Raw genomic sequence first — 18,449 nt, 5'->3', positions numbered from 1 at the left:
CATGGGTAAGCACAGCAGGCGCAAAAGCGGCTATCTGCCCAAGGTCGCCGCGGGCGCGGCGCCCGTCGCGCTGCTCTTCGCGGCCCCGGCCGCGGCGCTGGCGAGCCCGGCCGAACTGACCCTGCCCCTCGATCACCGCGCCGACAGCACGTTCCGGCGCGACGTCACGACGTCGGGCGAGGACGGCTCGTCGGTCGTCCGCGAGACGCTGACGGCGACCCGCCACGACTTCCTCGCGAAGGACATCGCCGGCGCGGCGCTCACCAACGACCTGACCGAGTCCGCGATCACCCAGCGCGAAGAGCGGCAGGCGGAGACGACGGCCGCGTCGCGGGAAGCCGAGGCGGTGACCCGCACCGGACGGCACACGCTGCGCCTCGGCGGAGTCCGCGCGGTGACCGCGAACAACCAGCGGGTCGGCCAGGCCGCGGCCCGCGACCTGGCGCTCGACCCCCTGGGCGGCGGCACCGAGCACCGGTTCGGCCTCGCCGAAGGCTCCAGCCACGGCATCTGGCCCGCCGACGGCGTCGACGTGCTCAGCCAGAACGCGGAGCAGCTGGACACGGGCCTGTACGGCACCTTCGCCGGCAACCTCGACGGAGCCCTGTCGGCCCGCAGGTACTCGGGCCAGGCGGCGGACCTCGGCCGCCTCGGCGCGGTCGGCGTGACGTCCGAGCAGCACGCGACCGGCCAGCTCACCGGGGTGCTGGACGTGGGCCAGAGCCACGAGCTGGGCGGCCAGCTGGGCGCGGCCTGGGGCTACGCGAAGACGTCGCAGTCCCTCGGCCCGGACGGCCCGGCGGGCTCGATCCGCGGCGACCTCGGCGTGGAGCACGTGGTCCACGCCGAGGGGAACACGACGTCGGTGCGCGGGAAGCTGGACCGCTCGGCGACGCTCAGCGCCTTCGACCAGCGGTTGCTCGGCCTCTAGCTTTCGGGGGACGTGTCCGCGGGCGGCTGCTGCGCCGGCGTCCCCGCCGCCGGGGTGCCCGGCGCCGCGGGTGCGGTGGCCTCGGACGGGACCGGGGCGCTCGCCTGGTGGCGGCCCGCGTCGTAGTCCTCGTCGAACGGGTCGACGATGTCGGCGATCTCGCCCAGGTCGCGCAGCAGGCGCTCCAGCCGGGACGGGCCCGCGGTCGGGACCACGCTGGCCAGCACCCACTCGTTCTCCAGCCAGGCCACGCCGACGTCGCCGCCGAGCTGGTCCGCCGCGTCGACGAGCTCCTGGGTGATCACCACGCGGGCGCCGTCCGCGTCGTCGGCGAACGCGTAGCGGGCGCCGATCGGGCCGAGCATCTCGGGCATGTCCGCGCGCTGGAACGGGACGCTGGACAGCCACATCTCGATCGGGATGCGGTGCTTCTTGTTGCAGCGGACCGCCACGACCACCGCGGGGATCTGGCCTTCGGTCTCGATGTCGAAGATGAACACCGGGCGGCGGCCGTCGGAGGTGAAGGTCGAACCCGCGACCACGTTCACGGCCGCGTCCGCGCCGAAGTAGCCGATCGCGCCGCCTGCCCACTGCTGCGGCAGGCGCTCGTCCTCCTCGACGAACTGCCAGCCGCGCAACTGTGCCCAGCGCATTCGCTCGCGGTTGCGCGAGCCCTCCTTCGCCCGGTCGGCCGCGAGCAGCCCCAGCCCCGCCACCAGGGCGACGGCCGCGATGACGAACCAGATCCACGCCGGAATACCCACGACGGCCAGGGTATCGCTCCTTACGCCGGAGGGATGATCGACGGTACCCGTGTCGCCAGGCCCATTCGGAGCATTTTGCGCCGCCACGGGTCGACAAATCGGCACGAACCACTGTGGACAGCCGTGAAGGCCACCTCGGGTGAGGTGGCCTTCACGAACCGTCAGACGCGGGTGACCGTCAGCGCGTCACCGGCCTCCAGGTCCGGGCCGTCGACGCGCACGGTGTCGCCGTCGCGGATCTCCCCGGACAGCAGCTCCTTCGCCAGCTTGTCGCCGATCGCCGACTGGACCAGCCGCCGCAGCGGGCGGGCGCCGTAGATCGGGTCGAAGCCGTTGAGCGCGAGCCACTCGCGGGCGCCGTCGGTGACCTCCAAGTGCAGCCGCCGCTGTTCCAGCCGCTTGGCGAGCCGGGCCACCTGGATGTCCACAATGGACGTCAGTTGCTCGGTGCCGAGCGAGTGGAACACGACGATGTCGTCGAGCCGGTTGAGGAACTCCGGCTTGAACTGCCGCTGCACCACCTCGAGCACGGCGTCCCGCCGCTGCCGCTCGTCGAGCGACGGGTCGGCGATGGCCTGCGAGCCGAGGTTCGACGTCAGGATCAGGATGGTGTTGCGGAAGTCCACCGTCCGCCCCTGGCCGTCGGTCAGCCGCCCGTCGTCGAGGACCTGCAGCAGCACGTCGAAGACGTCCGGGTGCGCCTTCTCGACCTCGTCGAGCAGCACCACCGAGTACGGGCGCCGCCGCACGGCCTCGGTCAGCTGGCCGCCCTGGTCGTAGCCGACGTACCCCGGCGGGGCACCGACCAGGCGCGCCACCGAGTGCTTCTCGGCGTACTCGCTCATGTCGATGCGCTGCATCGCGCGCTCGTCGTCGAACAGGAACTCGGCCAGCGCCTTGGCCAGCTCGGTCTTGCCGACGCCGGTCGGGCCGAGGAACAGGAACGAACCGGTCGGCCGGTCGGGGTCGGCGACGCCGGCCCGGCTGCGGCGGACGGCGTCCGCCACGACCTGCACGGCCTCGGGCTGCCCGATGACCCGCTTGGTCAGCTCCTCCTCCATCCGGAGCAGCTTGCCGGTCTCGCCCTCCAGCAGCCGTCCGGCCGGGATGCCGGTCCACGCGCTCACGACGTCGGCGACGTCGTCCGCGCCGACCTCTTCCTTGAGCATGACGTTCTGCTGGCTGGCCTCGTTCGCCGCGGTGGCCGCTTCGAACTCCTTCTCCAGCGCGGGGATCCGGCCGTAGCGCAGCTCGGCGGCCTTGCCGAGGTCACCGTCGCGCTCGGCGCGCTCGGACTCGCCGCGCAGCTGTTCGAGCTGCTCCTTGAGTTCGCGGACGCGCTCGATGGAGCCCTTCTCGTTCTGCCAGCGGGCGGTCAGCGCGGTCAGCGTCTCGCGCTTCTCGGCCAGCTCCGCGCGCAGGGCGTTGAGCCGCTCCTTCGAAGCGGCGTCGCTCTCCTTCGCGAGCGCCATCTCCTCGATCTCCAGCCGGCGCACGGCCCGCTCGACCTCGTCGATCTCCACCGGCCGCGAGTCGATCTCCATGCGGAGCTTCGACGCGGCCTCGTCGACCAGGTCGATCGCCTTGTCCGGCAGGAAGCGCGCGGTGATGTAGCGGTCGGACAGCGTCGCGGCGGCGACCAGCGCGGCGTCCGTGATCCGGACACCGTGGTGGACCTCGTAGCGCTCCTTCAGCCCGCGCAGGATCGCGATGGTGTCCTCCGGCGACGGCTCGCCGACCAGCACCTGCTGGAAGCGCCGCTCCAGGGCGGCGTCCTTCTCGATGTGCTGGCGGTACTCGTCGAGCGTGGTCGCGCCGACCATCCGCAGCTCGCCGCGGGCCAGCATCGGCTTGATCATGTTACCCGCGTCCATCGCGCCGCCCTCGCCGGTCGCGCCGGCGCCGACGATCGTGTGCAGCTCGTCGATGAAGGTGATGACCTCGCCCGCGGAGTCGGTGATCTCCTTGAGCACGGCCTTCAGCCGCTCCTCGAACTCACCGCGGTACTTCGCGCCGGCCACCATCGACCCGAGGTCGAGTGCGACGACGCGCTTGCCGCGCAGCGACTCCGGCACGTCCCCGGCGACGATGCGCTGGGCCAGCCCTTCGACGATGGCCGTCTTGCCGACGCCCGGCTCGCCGATCAGCACCGGGTTGTTCTTCGTGCGCCGCGACAGCACCTGCACGACGCGGCGGATCTCGGTGTCACGGCCGATGACCGGGTCGAGCTCGCCGGCGCGGGCGCGCTCGGTGAGGTCGACGCCGTACTTCTCGAGCGCCTTGAAGGTGCTCTCCGGGTCCGCGCTGGTGATCCGGGCCGAGCCGCGGACCTTGGCGAACGCCTCCTGCAGCGCGTCCGGCGTGGCACCGTGGCGCTTGAGCAGGTCGGCGACCTGGCCGCCCTCGGTGGCGAGCCCGACGAGCAGGTGCTCGGTCGAGACGTACTCGTCGCCCAGCTCGGTGGCGAGTTTCTGGGCGCGGGTGAGCGACTTGACCGCGTAGGTGTCGAACTGCGGGCTCGACACGGTCGCGCCGGTCGCCGACGGCAGCGCGGCGATCAGCGGTTCGAGCTCCTTGTGCACCACCTCCGGGTCGGCCCCGACCGCGGTCAGCAGCGGTGCGGTCAGCCCCTCACCCTGCGCCAGCAGGGCGCCCAGCAGGTGGGCGGCCGACACGTGCGGGTTGCCGGCCATGGTGGCCGCCTGCGCCGCGGACGAGATCGCCTGCTGGGTCTTCGTGGTCGGGTTGAAAGCGTCCATCCCTCACCTCATGCTCGGTACTGCGAGAAAGTCCTGGTGACAGGCCCTGACCGTGACCTGACACTATCTCTAACGCACGGAAACTTGAGTCTGTTCCGCTCAACTTCGTCCGGGGGCCACCGCGCTCGCCGGCAACCGCGGACCGAGCGTGCCGAGCCCGGCCACGGCGAGGGCCGCGCACGCCCCGACCAGCACCCAGGGTAACCAGTCGGCGACCGAGAACAAGGCCACCACCGCGGGCGCGATCACCTGCGCCACGGTGAACGCGTACTGGTACGCAGCGAGATAACGTCCGCGGGCGACCGGAGGTGCCGCGGCTTCGGCGAGCGCACCCGACCTGGGCCCGAAGACCAGGTCACCGGCGGCGAACACGAGCGTCGACGCCAGCAGGTACACCACCTGCCAGCCCTCCGGCACGAGCAGCACACCCAGGCTGACCAGGCACCACGCGGAGAACAAGGCCGAGCCGACGCGCATCGCCGCGATCCGCGTCAGCCGGGCGGTGAGCCGCAGCGCGAGCGTGCCGCCGAGGCTGGTCAGCACGGTCAGCAGGGCGAGGGTCGCCCCCGGCAGCCAGGCCGGGCCGTGCAGCCGGTCGAGCACGAACACCGGCGTGCCGATCAGGAAGAAGTCCAGCGAAAGCCCGAACAGCCCGCTGAACAGGATCAGCCCGAGGTACGGCCGGTCGCGCAGCACGCGCACCGAGCGTTCGCGGACCGGCCGGTGCGGCCGCGCGAGCCGGACGAAGAAAGCGAGGATCGACGCGGCCACCAGGAACGTCAGCGCGTCCACGGCGAGCGCGACGAAGTAGCCGGTGTTCCCGAGCCACGTCAGCAGGGCCCCCGCCGCCAGCGCGCCCAGGCCGAACGAGGCAGCCCGCACCATCCCGACCTCGGCGAACGGCCGGTCCTTCGGGACGTCGCCGGCGACGTCCGCGATGAGCACGTACAGGGAGCTGTAGAAGAACTGCTGCCCGGTGGACAGCAGGACGGCCGCGATCACCACCGGGCCCGCGCTGCCGGCGACGAAGTACGCCCCGACCCCACCGGCCTGCAGCACCTGGGCGCAGACCACCACGGCCCGCGGCCCGATGCGGTCGACGAGCCGTCCGGCCAGCGGCGGCACGACGAGCCCGCCGAGTGCGCCCAGCGTGACAGCGGTGCCTGCCGCGGCCAGCGGCACCCCGACCACTTGCGTCACGTAGACGAGAGCCAACGGGAGGAACAGCCCCGAGCCGAAGTTGTCAGTCCCCAGCGCGCACAGCAGCGCGACCCGGTCACGCGTCACCCCACCGACGGTAACCCGGGCGAATGCCCCCGAGTCAGGACCGAACGGCCAGTCTCGCCAGGGGAAAGAGCCACTTCCGGTGGGCCTTTACCCCGCCCTGTCACTTGTTCGTGTGAGTCACTTGTTCGTCTCGGCCAGGCAGGCGTCGCTGCCGAGCGCGCGGCGCAGGTCGGTGTTCATCTCCGCGAGCCGGGCGGTGAGGTCGGTGACGCGCTCGTCGTCCCAGTCGCCGAGCGCCTTCTCCATGAACTCGACGTAGTTGGCGCGCCAGCGGGTCAGCTCGGCCCGGCCCTTCTCGGAGACGCTGACCAGTGACGCCCGGCCGTCTTCGGGGGCGGGGCGGCGGTCGACCAGCCCGGCCGAGGACAGCTGGGCGATCTGCCTGCTCACCACCGAGAGGTCGACGAACCGGCGTTTCGCCAGCTCGGACGGGCGGGTCTCGCCGTGCTTCGCCAGGTCCGACAGCAGCATCGCGGCCGCCGGGTGCAGCCCGGGCTCGCTCTGCCAGGCCTGCATGATCCAGGCGTGCTGGAGCTGGGACGCGGTCTTCAGCTCGCGCATGAGCTCGACCCGGACGTCGTCGTCGGTGTCGTCGAAACCCATGGGCACCTCCTTGGTTGCGCCATACAAGTATATTGCCGGAAACTTGCGCCCGCCAACCATCTCGCCGGTGAGGTCGCCCACGCCCGGCCGGCCGCAATACACCCGGTCGGAGCAACAATGCGGGCAAAAGGGCGCCCGGCGGCTACCCTGCGGACGGACCGCGCGCGCGGTCCGCGAGGAGTGACGAGCGGAGGCAGTGGCGATGGACCCAGGAGGCGGCCGTGCGCGGAAATGCCGTCCCCGCACCCGGGCCGGCGGTGCATGATCGGGTGTCCCCGTTCAACCGCCCCGGACTCGTGAACATTCCATGACAGCCGACTCGGTAAGCCCGCTCCCCAGGTCTTCGGCCCCGCGTGAAGCCCCCGCGGCCGTAACCGCGATGGTCCGGCTCATCCGGGACAGCTGGGCCAGGTCCGAGCCGTACATCGCGGACATCTCGCAGTTCTTCTACGGGATGCTGTTCACCCTCGCCCCCACCACGCGCGACTTCTTCCCGATCAACATGGAGATCCAGCGCGGCAGGCTGGTGCGCGCGCTGGTGCACATCGTGCAGATGGTCGACCGGCCCGACGACCTCGCGCCGTTCCTGCGCCAACTGGGCCGCGACCACCGCAAGTTCGGCGTGGTCCCGCGGCACTACGAAGCGGTCGGCACCGCGCTGCTGGCCTCGCTCAAGAACCACCTCGGCCCGGCGTGGACGCCCGAGGTCGAACGCGCGTGGGCCGAGGCGTTCACCATCGCCGCGCGGGCCATGCAGGACGCGGCCGCCTCCGACACGAACCCGCCGTCGTGGTCGGCCACCGTGGTCGAGCACCGGCGGCTGACCTGGGACCTCGCCCTGGTCCGGCTGGTGCCCGACCAGCCGGTGCCCTACCACCCCGGCCAGTACGTGAGCGTCGAAGTGCCGCAGCGGCCACGGCTGTGGCGTTACCTTTCGCCGGCCAACGCGCCGCGCGAGGACGGCGGCATCGAGTTCCACGTCCGCGCGATCGACGGCGGCTGGGTCTCCCGCGCCATCGTCAGCCACACCCAGCCCGGCGACGTCTGGCGGCTCGGCCCCCCGCTGGGCCGGATGACGGTCGACCGGGAGGCGTCCCGCGGGGTGCTGATGGTCGCCGGCGGGACGGGGGTCGCGCCGCTGCGGGCCATCCTCGACCACCTCGCGCTGTGGGGCGAGAACCCGAAGACGCACCTGTTCTACGGCGGCCCGGCCCGCGAGGACCTCTACGACCTCGAAGAACTGCGCGCGCTCGCCGCGACGAACCCCTGGCTGACGATCACGCCGGTCGTCGAGCGCGGTGGCGGCATCCCCGGGTTCGAGCAGGGGACGCTGGCCGAGGCCGTCACGCGGTACGGCTCCTGGCCCGGCCACGACATCCTGGTGTCCGGCTCGCCGGCGATGATCCGCGCGACGGTGTCGCGCATGCTCGTCGCGGGCAGCGCGCTGGACCAGATCCAGTACGACCCGTTCACCATCGACTAGCCCGGCCGACCGGCGGTGATCGGCCGTCCGGTGATTGATTTCGTTATGCTTCGGAAATCGGCAACCGGTAACGGATGAATCCGGCGTCGTGATCATTTTTACGCTGTGCCAGACGGGGCTAACCGGGCGTACCTGAATTGCTCCGTTCGAGCGGGACCGCGCGGAATCACGCGCATCTGCACGGGAATTCGCCTACAGTCGGGAACCCTCGGGGGCGGCACCGCCACAGCGACGCTGCACGCACGGCGCCAAGACATGGCACGACTGGAGAATACCGTTCCCGATGAGCGCTGAATCCGTGAAGATCTCCACCGTGCCCGAAACGCTTCCCGTTTCGGCCGTGGAAGGTCGAGAGCTGGCCAGGTTGATTCGTGAGAGTTTTGCGGAGGTCGAGCCGAAAGCAGACGAACTGGCGCAGTACTTCTACGGTGCGTTGTTCGTGGTCGCCCCCGAATGCCGGGATCTGTTCCCGGTGACCATGACGGCGCAGCGGAGCAGGCTGCTGCGCGCGCTGGTGTACGTGGTGCAGATGGTGGACCGGCCCGACGAATTGGCCACTTTCCTGGGGCAACTGGGCCGCGACCACCGGAAGTTCGCCGTCGTCTCGCGCCATTACGACGCGGTCGGCGTCGCGCTGATCGCCGCGTTGAAACGATTTTTGAAGGAAAAGTGGACAGCCGAGGTCGAATCGGCGTGGACCGCCGCCTACGGGCTCATCGCCAAGACGATGCGCGAAGCCGCCCAGGCCGAAACCGGGCCGGCGGCGTGGTCGGCGACCGTGCTCGAACACCGGAAGCTCAGCCGCGACGTCGCGCTCGTGAAGGTGCGCACCGAGGGGCTGCTGCCCTACCGCGCCGGCGGATACGTCAGCGTCGAAGTGCCGCAGCGGCCGCGGTTCTGGCGGTACCTGTCGCCGGCGAACGCGCCCCGTGGCGACGGCCAGCTCACCTTCCACGTGCGCGCGGTGCCCGGCGGCTGGGTCAGCGGCAGCATCGTCAACCACACCACGCCGGGTGACGTCTGGCGCCTCGGACCGGCCATGGGCGTGCTCGACGTGCGCCCGACGGCCACGAAGCGCCGGCTGCTGATGATCGGCGGCGGCACCGGGATCACGCCGTTGCTGGCCATCCTCGACGACCTGTCGCACTGGAAGCGGAACCCGCCCGTGCACTTGTTCTTCGGCGGGCGGCGCCCGGAGGACCTGTACGCGCTGGAGGAGCTGCGCCGGCTGGCCACGACGTCGAAGTGGCTGACCGTCACCCCGGTCACCGAGCAGGGCGCGCTGGCCGGCGGCGACCGCGGCACCCTCGCCCACGCCGTCACCCAGCGCGGCACGTGGCGCGACCACGACGTCCTCGTTTCCGGCTCGCCACCGATGATCCAGGCGACCGTCGCCGAGCTGCTGGCCAAGGGGATCGAACTGGAACGAATATCCTACGACCCGTTCACCATGGACTGAGTTTTGTCCGGAATGCGCTGAGGAACTCTCAGCGACCCGCGCCGGACCGGTGGTTTCTCGCTATCTTCGCCGATATGGAGATGACTATTCCGGTTTCGGACGGCACCATCGGCGGTTACCTGGCGGAACCCGAGGGCGCGGGACCGCACCCGGGCGTGGTGCTCATCCACGACGCGTTCGGCCTGAGCCAGGACACGAAGAACATCACCGACCGCTTCGCCCGCGAGGGCTACCTCGCGCTCAGCCCGGACCTGTATTCGCGCGGCGGAATGCGCCGCTGCGTGCGGCGGGTGTTCTCGGACATGTTCGCCAACCGCGGCCGCACCTTCGACGACATCGAGGCGGCCCGCACGCTCCTGGCCGCCCGCGAGGACAGCTCGGGCCGGATCGGCATCGCCGGGTTCTGCATGGGCGGCGGCTTCGCGCTCGTCGCAGCCTCCCGCGGCTTCGAGGCATCGGCGCCGTACTACGGGCAGCTCCCGAAGAACCTCTCGGTCCTCGACGACGCCTGCCCGATCGTCGCCAGCTTCGGCAAGAAGGACTTCGGGCTGCGCGGCGCCGCGGCGAAGCTCGAGACGGCGCTGACCGAGCGCGGCATCCCGCACGACGTCAAGGAGTACCCGGACGCCAGCCACGGGTTCGCCAACAAGATCGACACCGCGGCGCCGGTGAACCTGCTGCTCAAGGTGGTCGGCTTCACCTACCACCACGAATCGGCCGAAGACGCGTGGCGCCGAGTGACGTCCTTCTTCGGCGAACACCTGCAGCAGCCGGCCCGACCTTCGCACTGAGCCGACCGGAGCAGCGAACTCGTCGAACGGCGGTAGTTCGTTGACCGTTGTGCCCGAATCGCCTTATGGTCTAGACCACATCTTCCCCGGATGTGCTCGTTCGTCCTCCCCTCCGGAACAAAGCTGTTCCCCTTCGAGGAGCCGAAATGACCTGGAAACGCAAGCTCTTCGCGGCCGCTGCCGGAGCCCTGCTCGCGCCGGTGCTGGTCGTCGTCCTCCCCGCCACCTCCGCGAGCGCACACGGTTACGTGTCCGACCCGCCCAGCCGGCAGGCCAACTGCGCGGCCGGGAAGGTCCCCAACTGCGGGCAGATCGTCTACGAACCGCAGAGCGTCGAAGGCCCGAAGGGCCTGCGCAGCTGCAACGCCGGCCTGTCGCAGTTCGCCGAACTGGTCGACGAGTCGAAGCCGTGGCCTGCCAAGTCGGTGGGCAGCACGGTGACGTTCAACTGGGTGTTCACCGCCCGGCACGCGACGGCGAGCTATGAATACTACGTCGGCAACACGCGCGTCGCGCTGATCAACGGCAACAACCAGCAACCGCCGTCGACGCTGTCGCACACGGTGAACCTGGCCGGCTACTCGGGCCGGATCAAGGTGCTGGCCATCTGGAACATCTCGGACACGGCCAACGCGTTCTACAGCTGCATCGACCTGCAGATCGGCGGAGGCGGCACCACCACCCCGCCGCCGACCACCACCACCACGACCCCGCCCACGACGACCCGACCGCCCACCACGACGACCACCCCGCCCTCCAGCGGAACGTGGTCGGCGGGCACGGCGTACAAGGTGGGCGACGTGGTGACGTACAACGGCGTGAGCTACCGCTGCATCCAGCCGCACACGGCGATCGCGGGCTGGGAGCCGCCGAACACCCCGGCGCTGTGGCAGCGCCAGTGAGAGTGGTCTTGGCTGTCGTCGCGCTGCTCCTGACCGGCTGCGCGACGACGGCCACCCCACCGCAGTACAACGCGGCCGACGTGATGTTCCTGCAGATGCTGATCCCCCAGAACGAGCAGGGGATCGAGATCGTGAAGCTGGCTTCGGCCCGCCCGGTCCCGGCGGAGTTGAAGGAGCTGGCTGCGGCAATCGAGGTCACGCAGAAGACCGAGGTCGAGGACATGCGGCGCTGGCTCCGCGAGTGGAACCAGCCCGAGACGGTGTCCCCGCAGGCCCACGCCGGCCACGGCGGCATGAAGATGACTTCGCCGGACCTGGTGGGAGCGCTGCGAACCGCCCCGGACGGCGAGTTCACCCGCAAGTTCCTGGACGTCTTGACGGGCCAGCAGCAGGGAGCGGTCGAGCTGGCCGAGACGGAGAACGGGACCGGCGGCGGCGTGAACGCCCAGGCCCGAGACCTGGCGCGGCGGGTGATCGAGTCCCGGACCGCCGAGGTGAAGCAGTTGTTGAACGTGAAGGCGTAACCCGCGGCGGGGCCGCGAGCAGCCGGGAGGGGCTGCTCGCGGCCCATCTCGGGCCGGGTCTTCGCACGTTTCGGTTGCCCGCCGCCGGGCGAGAGCGGCCTTCGGTTGCCCGCCCCAGCCGAAAGCACCCCTTGGTTGCCCGCCGCCGACCGAGAGCACCCTTCGGTCGCTCGTCGCTGGCCGAGATTGCCCCTTGGGGGCCCGCCGCCTGCCGAGAGCTTTCTTCGGTCGCCCGCCGCGGTCGAGCGCATCCTTCGTCGCCCGCTGCCGGGCGAGTGCACCCCTTGGTTGGCCGCCCGCCGGCCGGGCGTGGCTGGGCGTTGCGGGGTCCGCCGGGCGCGCGAACCTGCCTGAGCAGCCCCCGTTTTCCACGCTACCGGCAGGCACCGACAGTTTCCGGTCCCGGAAGGGCGCCAAGCCCCACCTATGCGCGAAGGCCTCCCCGGTCGCCCGGGGAGGCCTTCGTTCGCTTGCGTGGTCAGCGGCGCTTGGGCCGCCAGACCACCATTGCCGTCTGCTGGTTGAGGGGCACCAGGTCGCGGCGGTAGGACGCGTGCGCCGCCGCCGCGGCCTGCTCGGCCGCCGTGTACGCCGCGGCCAGCTCTTCGGTCAGCTCGGTGATCCGGGCCCTCAGCGCGTCGACCTGGTTCTCCAGCTCGATGATGCGCTTGATACCGGCCAGGTTGACGCCGTCCTCCTGCGACAGGCGCTGGACCTCGCGCAGCAGCGCGATGTCCCGCATCGAGTAGCGCCGCCCGCCGCCGGGGGTGCGGCCCGGTGACACCAGGCCCTGGCGGTCGTACGTGCGCAGCGTCTGCGCGTGCATCCCGGCGAGCTGGGCCGCCACCGAGATGACGAACACCGGGGTCTCCTCGTCCCCTTCCTGGGGAATCCCGCCGAACACCACTCTCACCTACCTTGCAGCAGCTCGGTGATCTCGGGCCGGGGGTCGTGCCCGGCCATCGCCTCGGCGTACGCCTGCAGTGCCTCGCGCGCCTTGTCGTCCAGTTTGGCGGGAACCGCCGCCTGAAGGGTGACGAGAAGGTCACCTTGTGCACCGTCGCGCTTGGCGATGCCCTTGCCGCGCACGCGCAGCACGCGGCCCGTCGCGGTGCCCGGCGGCACCTTGAGCGAGACCTTGCCTTCCAGCGTCGGCACCGTGATCGTGGTGCCGAGCGCCAGCTCGGTGAAGTCCACCGGCACGGTGATCGTCAGGTCGAGCCCCTTGCGCCCGAACAGCGCGTGCGGCGCCACGTGCACCCGGACGTAGAGGTCACCCGCCTGCGCCCCACCCCGGCCCGGCTCGCCTTGACCGGCCAGCCGGATGCGCTGGTCGTCGTCGACGCCCGGCGGGATCCGGACGGTCAGCGTGCGGGTCCGCGTGCTGATGCCTTCGCCGCCGCACTCGGGGCACGGGTCGTCGATGATCGTCCCGCGGCCACGGCAGTCGCGGCACGGCTCCGAGAACGCGAACGCGCCCTGGCTGCGGCTGACCAGCCCCGACCCGGAACAGGTCGGGCAGGTCCGCGGCGAAGTGCCCGGCCGGGCCCCGTTGCCACCGCACGTCGCACAGGTCGCCGGGCTCGACAGCCGCAGCGGCAGGGTCGCGCCCTTGACCGCCTCGGTGAAGTCGATCCGGACGTCCGTCTCGACGTCGGCACCGCGTTGCGGCCGGTTCGCCGTCGCGCCCGCCGACGCCCGGCCGCGGCCGAACAGCCCGCCCAGGATGTCGCCGAGCCCGCCGAAGCCGCCCTGCTGGCCGGCGCCGGCCTGGCCGAAGATGTCGCCCATGTCGAAGCTGCCGGTGCCGCCGCCACCGGGGAAGTTGAAGCCGCCCCCGCCGCCGAACAGCCGCCGTGCCTCGTCGTACTCCTTGCGCTTGCTCGCGTCGGAGAGCACGCCGTAGGCCTCGGAGACCGCCTTGAACTTCTGCTCCGCCTCGGCGTTGCCGGCGTTCGCGTCCGGGTGGTTCTCCTTGGCCAGCTTCCGGTAGGCCTTCTTGATTTCGTCCGCGGTGGCGTCGGAGGAGACGCCCAGTTCACGGTAGAAGTCCTTACCGATCCATTCCCGTGCGCTCATCGGGCGTCTCCTCCTCCCACTTGGTTCCTCTTCTTACTGCTGTTGCTCATCGACTCCGCCGCCGAGTGGCAGCTCGCCACCGACGGACGGGTCCCGCGGGGCCGCACCGGGCTCGTGGTCGGTCACGCCGACCAGCGCCGCCCGCAGTACGCGGTCCCCGAAGCGGTACCCGCGGCGCATGACCACGGTGACCGTCGGGCCCGCCACGTCCGGCGAGGTGTTGTGCTGGACGGCCTCGTGCACGCTCGGGTCGAAGGCCTCGCCCTCGGTGCCGAACGACTCGAGGCCCGCGCGCTGCAGGCCGCTGATCAGCTTGTCGCCGACGGCCTTGAACGCGCCGGTGAGGTCACCGTGCTGCTCGGCCCGCTCGAGGTCGTCGAGCAGCGGCAGCAGGTCGTTCACCACGGTCGCCTTCGCGCCGATCACGACCGCCTCGCGGTCACGCTCGACCCGCTTGCGGTAGTTGGCGTATTCGGCCTGGAGGCGCTGGAGGTCGGCGGTGCGCTCGGCCAGCTCCTTCTCCACGTCGGAGACGACCGCCACCGACTCGTCCACAATGGACTCACCCAGCGAGGGGCCCGCGTGCTCCACGGGCGCCTCGTCGGGGTCCGGCGCGGCGTGGGCCGGACCGGGCGGGCGGACCTGCCCGGTCTGGGGGTCCACCCGACGCCGGTCCCGCACGACCACCGGCTCCTCGGGGCCGCGGCCCTGGTTCTCGGATTCGTCGTAGCTGTGGGTCACTTCTTCGGGTCCTCTTCGACGATCTCGGCGTCCACCACGTCATCGGCCTTGGCCTGGCCGCCGGCCGCACCGGCGTCACCGGCCGCACCCGCACCGCCGGCCGCACCGGCCGCCGCGTCGGCGTTCGCGTTGGCGTACAGGGCGGTGCCCAGCTCCTGCGAAGCGGCGTTCAGCTTCTCGATCGCCTCGCGGATCTTGGTCGAGTCCGTGCCCTTCAGCGACTCGTTGGCCTCGTCGATCGCGGACTTGACCTTGCCCTTGAGGTCCTCGGGCAGCTTGTCGTCGTTGTCCTTGACGAACTTCTCGGTCTGGTAGACCAGCGTCTCCGCCTGGTTGCGGGTCTCCGCTTCCTCGCGGCGCTTCTTGTCTTCCTCGGCGTGGGCCTCGGCGTCCTTGACCATGCGCTCGATGTCGTCCTTCGGCAGCGCGGAGCCACCGGTGATCGTCATCGACTGTTCCTTGTTCGTGCCCAGGTCCTTCGCGGTCACGTGCACGATGCCGTTGGCGTCGATGTCGAAGGTGACCTCGATCTGCGGCACGCCACGCGGCGCCGGCGGGAGACCGGTCAGCTCGAACATGCCGAGCTTCTTGTTGTGCGCGGCGATCTCACGCTCACCCTGGAACACCTGGATCTGCACCGACGGCTGGTTGTCGTCCGCGGTGGAGAAGATCTCCGAGCGCTTGGTCGGGATCGTGGTGTTGCGCTCGATGAGCTTGGTGAAGACGCCGCCCTTGGTCTCGATGCCGAGCGACAGCGGCGTGACGTCCAGCAGCAGGACGTCCTTGACCTCGCCCTTCAGGACACCGGCCTGCAGCGCGGCGCCGACGGCGACGACCTCGTCCGGGTTCACGCCCTTGTTCGGCTCACGGCCGCCGGTCAGCTCCTTGACCAGCTCGGCGACGGCCGGCATGCGGGTGGAACCACCCACGAGCACGACGTGGTCGATGTCGCCGACGGAGATGCCCGCGTCCCGGATGACGTTGTTGAACGGCGCCTTGGTGCGGTCGAGCAGGTCCGAGGTGATCTTCTGGAACTCGGCGCGCGAGAGGGTCTCGTCGAGGAACAGCGGGTTCTTGTCCGCGTCCACGGTGATGTACGGCAGGTTGATGCTGGCCGAGTTCGAGCTGGACAGCTCGATCTTCGCCTTCTCCGCCGCCTCGCGGATGCGCTGCAGCGCCATCTTGTCCTTGGTCAGGTCGATGCCGTTGGTGGCCTTGAACTTGTCGACCAGCCACTTGACGATGCGCTCGTCCCAGTCGTCACCACCGAGGTGGTTGTCACCGGAGGTGGCGCGGACCTCGACGACGCCTTCGCCGATCTCCAGCAGCGAGACGTCGAAGGTGCCACCACCGAGGTCGAAGACCAGGATGGTCTGCTCCTTCTCGCCCTTGTCCAGGCCGTACGCCAGCGCGGCGGCGGTCGGCTCGTTGACGATGCGGAGCACGTTCAGGCCGGCGATCTGCCCGGCCTCCTTGGTGGCCTGCCGCTGAGCGTCCTCGAAGTACGCCGGGACGGTGATGACGGCGTCGGTGATCGTCTCGCCCAGGTAGGCCTCGGCGTCGCGCTTGAGCTTCATCAGCACGCGGGCGCTGATTTCCTGGGAGGTGTAGTTCTTCCCGTCGATCTCGGTCTTCCAGTCGGTACCGATGTGCCGCTTCACGGACCGGATGGTCCGGTCGACGTTCGTGACGGCCTGGTTCTTCGCCGGCTGGCCGGTCAGCACTTCGCCGTTCTTGGCGAAGGCGACGATCGAAGGGGTGGTCCGGGAGCCTTCCGAGTTGGCGATGACCGTCGGCTCGCCGCCCTCAAGGACGGCGACGACCGAGTTGGTCGTGCCGAGGTCGATGCCGACCGCTCGCGCCATGGTGCTTCCTCCTGTTTACGGCTGCTATGTTCGTGACCTGCAGGTTCGTTCTCGCCTTGAGCGAGGCCCTGGCAAGTTCTATCGGGCCTTCGCGAGCCTCGTCAAGCCGGACTTGAGTCGACTGCGCTCAACCTCTGTACCCAGCCTAACGAGGCGGTCGGCCGTCTTGTTCCCGGGTCCGGCACCCGACCGGGTTGTGACGCCGCTCACTCGCCGGCCGACCGGCCGTGACCAGGGGCGCCGCCTGCGAGAGGGGCATGCGACCTACCGCGGCTCCGGCGCCGGCAGCCTCTCCGGCGGTCGCCACACCCCGCCCGAGCGGGCCACCAACCGCCGCCAGGCGGTCGCCAGGCCAGCCCCCAGCGGGCCGCCCATCCCTCCGCCAGGCTGCCCGGCCGCAGCCGGGACCTGCCCGAGGAGCCCTGCCTCACCCGCTACCCGGTCCCGCCCGAGCCCTCCACGGGCCGACCGCCGCCTCGCCGACCCCGGGCCTCGCCGCCCCCTGCCCTCCCGGTTCACCGGCACACCGCGCCCCGGCCAGGCACCACCCGGTCCACCAGGTACGCCACCTCGGCCGCCCGCGCGCACGCGGAGTTGAACAGCCCCGTGTGGCCGTCGTCCGTGCGGGTCAGCAACGCCGAGCCGTCGATGCTCGCCGCCAGCCCGCGGGCCCACGCCAACGGCGTCGCCGGGTCGTGGGCGCCCCCGACCACCAGGATCGGCGGGGCTCCGCGGACCGGATGCGGCTGCGGCGGGTTGTTCGCCGGCACCGGCCACCCCACGCACCCGCTCGCGAAGTCCCAGTACTCCGAGTACCGCCAGCTGTGCGGCGCCACCCCTCGAACCAGGCCGGCCAGGTAACCGACGTCCGACGGCCCGCGGAACGGCGACGGGAAGTCGTGACACCCGATTCCCCGATACGCCCCGTAGATCTCGGACTGGAACTGGTTCCGCTCGGTCAGCCCGCGAGCATCCGGGAACTCGCCCCCGGCCGCGGCCAGGTGCTTGCCCAGCGCCGGCCAGTCGTCACGGAGGTAGAGGTGGCCGTACACGCCCGCCGACACCTCGTCCGCCGTCGCCGGACGGCCCAGATCGCCGGACCAGATCCCGCCGCGGGCCGCACGGGCCACCACGTCGTCGTAGAAGCGGAGGACGTCCTGGCCGTGCAGGGCGCACTCGGCCGAGCCACGGCACCAGGCCGCGAACCGGACCAGCGCGTCCTCGGTGGCCGCGGCCTCTTCCAGGGTCGCCTGGTTCATCGGCCGCGCGTGGTCGACCGCGCCGTCGAGCACCATCGCCCGCACCCGGCCCGGGTGCTTCGACGCGTAGACCGCGCCCAGCTCGGTGCCGTACGACAGGCCCAGCCACGAGATCCGAGGCTCGCCGAGCGCCGCCCGGATCGTCTCGATGTCCTCCGCCGCGCTCTGCGTGTCCGCGTGGGCCAGCAGCGGCCCGGTCCGGGCCAGGCAGTCCGCCCCCGCCTTCCGGTTGTGCGCAACCAGCGCCTCGAATCCCGCCCGTGTCGACGGGAACCGGTCCAGCGCCGGGTCGAACAGCGTCGCCGCGTCGCACGTGATGCGGGGCGTGCTGAACCAGTCTCCGCGTGGATCGAACCCCACGACGTCGAAGCGCTGCCGCAGCGAACCCAGCTCCGGTGACGCCAGCCCGCCGAACTGCACGAACCCGACGCCGGAGCCGCCCGGCCCGCCCGGGTTCACCAGCAGCGAGCCGATCCGCCCGGCCGGATCGAGTGCGGGCAGCCGGGCCAGCGCCAGCTGCGCCGACCCGAGCTCCGGCCGGGCGCGGTCGATCGGCACTTCGACCGTCGCGCACTCCGCCGACGGCTCCTGCTGCGTGGCGCACGGGCGCCACCTCACCCCCGACGCCGACGCGACGGCCGGTACCGCCGCCATGACCACGACCGCCGCGACGACCGCGATGATCCGGCGCACGTCCATGATGCTGTTTCCTCCCCTGCACGCCGGCCTTCGGCGTGCTTCCTTCCTAACAGCGGCCACCGACAGTTCAGGAGCGGCGGGCCGTCCAGGAGGAGAAGAAGAAATCCGGACTTCCTTGCTGCACAACGACTTCCGCCGGGGTACCCACCCAGGAAGTCACTCGATAGTGGGAATCCACGGCGACCGGCACCCCCTGGGCCGGCGTCTCCACCGCCTCACCCCGCGTGAAGCCGACGGCACCGAACATCGCGACCGCCCCCAGCAGCGCGGCCACCAGCACCCGCCGTTCGATCCTGCCCATCG

At 71.1% G+C, this 18,449-nt stretch carries 16 protein-coding genes; 6 read left to right on the top strand and 10 right to left on the bottom strand.

What is annotated here, in order from left to right; translation table 11 throughout:
- Position 1: 1 nt before the first annotated feature.
- Positions 2-931, top strand: a complete 930-nt coding sequence (locus ABZX11_RS02415; protein ID WP_354909112.1) for a hypothetical protein — start codon at positions 2-4, stop codon at positions 929-931.
- On the opposite strand, the gene ABZX11_RS02410 is transcribed toward ABZX11_RS02415, so the two are convergent.
- The 4 genes from ABZX11_RS02410 to ABZX11_RS02395 all read right to left on the bottom strand — a co-directional run bounded on the left by ABZX11_RS02410 (position 928) and on the right by ABZX11_RS02395 (position 6,344).
- Positions 928-1,695, bottom strand: a complete 768-nt coding sequence (locus ABZX11_RS02410) for a hypothetical protein (protein WP_354909109.1) — start codon at positions 1,693-1,695, stop codon at positions 928-930. The two genes, ABZX11_RS02415 and ABZX11_RS02410, sit on opposite strands and share 4 nt — an antisense overlap.
- 161 nt (positions 1,696-1,856) lie before the next feature.
- Positions 1,857-4,454, bottom strand: a complete 2,598-nt coding sequence (gene clpB, locus ABZX11_RS02405; RefSeq protein WP_176174025.1) for an ATP-dependent chaperone ClpB — start codon at positions 4,452-4,454, stop codon at positions 1,857-1,859.
- A 99-nt stretch (positions 4,455-4,553) separates the two neighbouring features.
- Entirely contained in the window at positions 4,554-5,741 is a 1,188-nt protein-coding gene (locus tag ABZX11_RS02400) for an MFS transporter (protein ID WP_176174024.1), read from the bottom strand.
- Between the two features lie 117 nt (positions 5,742-5,858).
- Positions 5,859-6,344, bottom strand: coding sequence for a MarR family winged helix-turn-helix transcriptional regulator (locus ABZX11_RS02395; protein ID WP_176174023.1), 486 nt, complete (start codon positions 6,342-6,344; stop codon positions 5,859-5,861).
- Positions 6,345-6,651: 307 nt separating this feature from the next.
- Here ABZX11_RS02395 and ABZX11_RS02390 point away from each other — a divergent pair, with 307 nt between their 5' ends.
- The 5 genes from ABZX11_RS02390 to ABZX11_RS02370 all read left to right on the top strand — a co-directional run bounded on the left by ABZX11_RS02390 (position 6,652) and on the right by ABZX11_RS02370 (position 11,503).
- Entirely contained in the window at positions 6,652-7,827 is a 1,176-nt protein-coding gene (locus ABZX11_RS02390) for a globin domain-containing protein (RefSeq protein WP_176174022.1), read from the top strand.
- A 355-nt stretch (positions 7,828-8,182) separates the two neighbouring features.
- Positions 8,183-9,286: a globin domain-containing protein gene (locus ABZX11_RS02385; RefSeq protein WP_354909219.1), complete on the top strand. Its 1,104-nt coding sequence runs from the start codon at positions 8,183-8,185 to the stop codon at positions 9,284-9,286.
- Positions 9,287-9,360: 74 nt separating this feature from the next.
- On the top strand, positions 9,361-10,077 hold the full coding sequence (locus ABZX11_RS02380) for a dienelactone hydrolase family protein (RefSeq protein ID WP_354909105.1): 717 nt from the start codon (positions 9,361-9,363) through the stop codon (positions 10,075-10,077).
- Between the two features lie 146 nt (positions 10,078-10,223).
- Entirely contained in the window at positions 10,224-10,979 is a 756-nt protein-coding gene (locus ABZX11_RS02375; protein WP_354909103.1) for a lytic polysaccharide monooxygenase, read from the top strand.
- Positions 10,980-10,981: 2 nt separating this feature from the next.
- A complete protein-coding gene (locus ABZX11_RS02370) occupies positions 10,982-11,503 on the top strand; it encodes a DUF305 domain-containing protein (RefSeq protein ID WP_354909216.1) in 522 nt (173 codons plus the stop codon).
- Between the two features lie 478 nt (positions 11,504-11,981).
- Here the strand turns inward: ABZX11_RS02370 and ABZX11_RS02365 are convergent, their stop codons facing one another.
- From ABZX11_RS02365 to ABZX11_RS02340, 6 genes are all read right to left on the bottom strand, one after another.
- Positions 11,982-12,407 (bottom strand): helix-turn-helix transcriptional regulator, encoded by a 426-nt coding sequence (locus ABZX11_RS02365; protein ID WP_176174019.1) that lies wholly within the window; start codon positions 12,405-12,407, stop codon positions 11,982-11,984.
- A 5-nt stretch (positions 12,408-12,412) separates the two neighbouring features.
- Positions 12,413-13,582 carry a molecular chaperone DnaJ gene (gene dnaJ / locus ABZX11_RS02360; protein WP_176174018.1) on the bottom strand — a complete coding sequence of 390 codons (1,170 nt, stop codon included), beginning with the start codon at positions 13,580-13,582 and terminating at the stop codon, positions 12,413-12,415.
- 33 nt (positions 13,583-13,615) lie between these two features.
- Positions 13,616-14,323: a nucleotide exchange factor GrpE gene (gene grpE, locus ABZX11_RS02355; protein WP_176174017.1), complete on the bottom strand. Its 708-nt coding sequence runs from the start codon at positions 14,321-14,323 to the stop codon at positions 13,616-13,618.
- Positions 14,320-16,188, bottom strand: a complete 1,869-nt coding sequence (gene dnaK, locus ABZX11_RS02350; RefSeq protein ID WP_176174016.1) for a molecular chaperone DnaK — start codon at positions 16,186-16,188, stop codon at positions 14,320-14,322. Before dnaK ends, grpE begins: the two co-directional genes overlap by 4 nt.
- A 515-nt stretch (positions 16,189-16,703) precedes the next feature.
- Positions 16,704-18,146 (bottom strand): alpha/beta hydrolase, encoded by a 1,443-nt coding sequence (locus tag ABZX11_RS02345; RefSeq protein ID WP_354909098.1) that lies wholly within the window; start codon positions 18,144-18,146, stop codon positions 16,704-16,706.
- A 67-nt stretch (positions 18,147-18,213) separates the two neighbouring features.
- Positions 18,214-18,447, bottom strand: coding sequence for a hypothetical protein (locus ABZX11_RS02340; protein ID WP_176174014.1), 234 nt, complete (start codon positions 18,445-18,447; stop codon positions 18,214-18,216).
- Between the last annotated feature and the right edge of the window lie 2 nt (positions 18,448-18,449).

The organism is Amycolatopsis sp. NPDC004169 (assembly GCF_040610315.1).
Lineage (GTDB): Bacteria > Actinomycetota > Actinomycetes > Mycobacteriales > Pseudonocardiaceae > Amycolatopsis.
The sequence above is the reverse complement of the archived record's forward strand: the minus strand, read 5'-3'. Positions and strand labels throughout refer to the sequence as shown.

Excerpts from the sequence above, each read along its gene's own strand:
- ABZX11_RS02415 (WP_354909112.1), top strand. The coding sequence starts at position 2 with ATGGGTAAGCACAGCAGGCGCAAAAGCGGCTATCTGCCCAAGGTCGCC.
- clpB (WP_176174025.1), bottom strand. The coding sequence starts at position 4,454 with ATGGACGCTTTCAACCCGACCACGAAGACCCAGCAGGCGATCTCGTCC.
- ABZX11_RS02395 (WP_176174023.1), bottom strand. The coding sequence starts at position 6,344 with ATGGGTTTCGACGACACCGACGACGACGTCCGGGTCGAGCTCATGCGC.
- ABZX11_RS02390 (WP_176174022.1), top strand. The coding sequence starts at position 6,652 with ATGACAGCCGACTCGGTAAGCCCGCTCCCCAGGTCTTCGGCCCCGCGT.
- ABZX11_RS02380 (WP_354909105.1), top strand. The coding sequence starts at position 9,361 with ATGGAGATGACTATTCCGGTTTCGGACGGCACCATCGGCGGTTACCTG.
- ABZX11_RS02375 (WP_354909103.1), top strand. The coding sequence starts at position 10,224 with ATGACCTGGAAACGCAAGCTCTTCGCGGCCGCTGCCGGAGCCCTGCTC.
- dnaJ (WP_176174018.1), bottom strand. The coding sequence starts at position 13,582 with ATGAGCGCACGGGAATGGATCGGTAAGGACTTCTACCGTGAACTGGGC.
- dnaK (WP_176174016.1), bottom strand. The coding sequence starts at position 16,188 with ATGGCGCGAGCGGTCGGCATCGACCTCGGCACGACCAACTCGGTCGTC.
- ABZX11_RS02345 (WP_354909098.1), bottom strand. The coding sequence starts at position 18,146 with ATGGACGTGCGCCGGATCATCGCGGTCGTCGCGGCGGTCGTGGTCATG.
- ABZX11_RS02340 (WP_176174014.1), bottom strand. The coding sequence starts at position 18,447 with ATGGGCAGGATCGAACGGCGGGTGCTGGTGGCCGCGCTGCTGGGGGCG.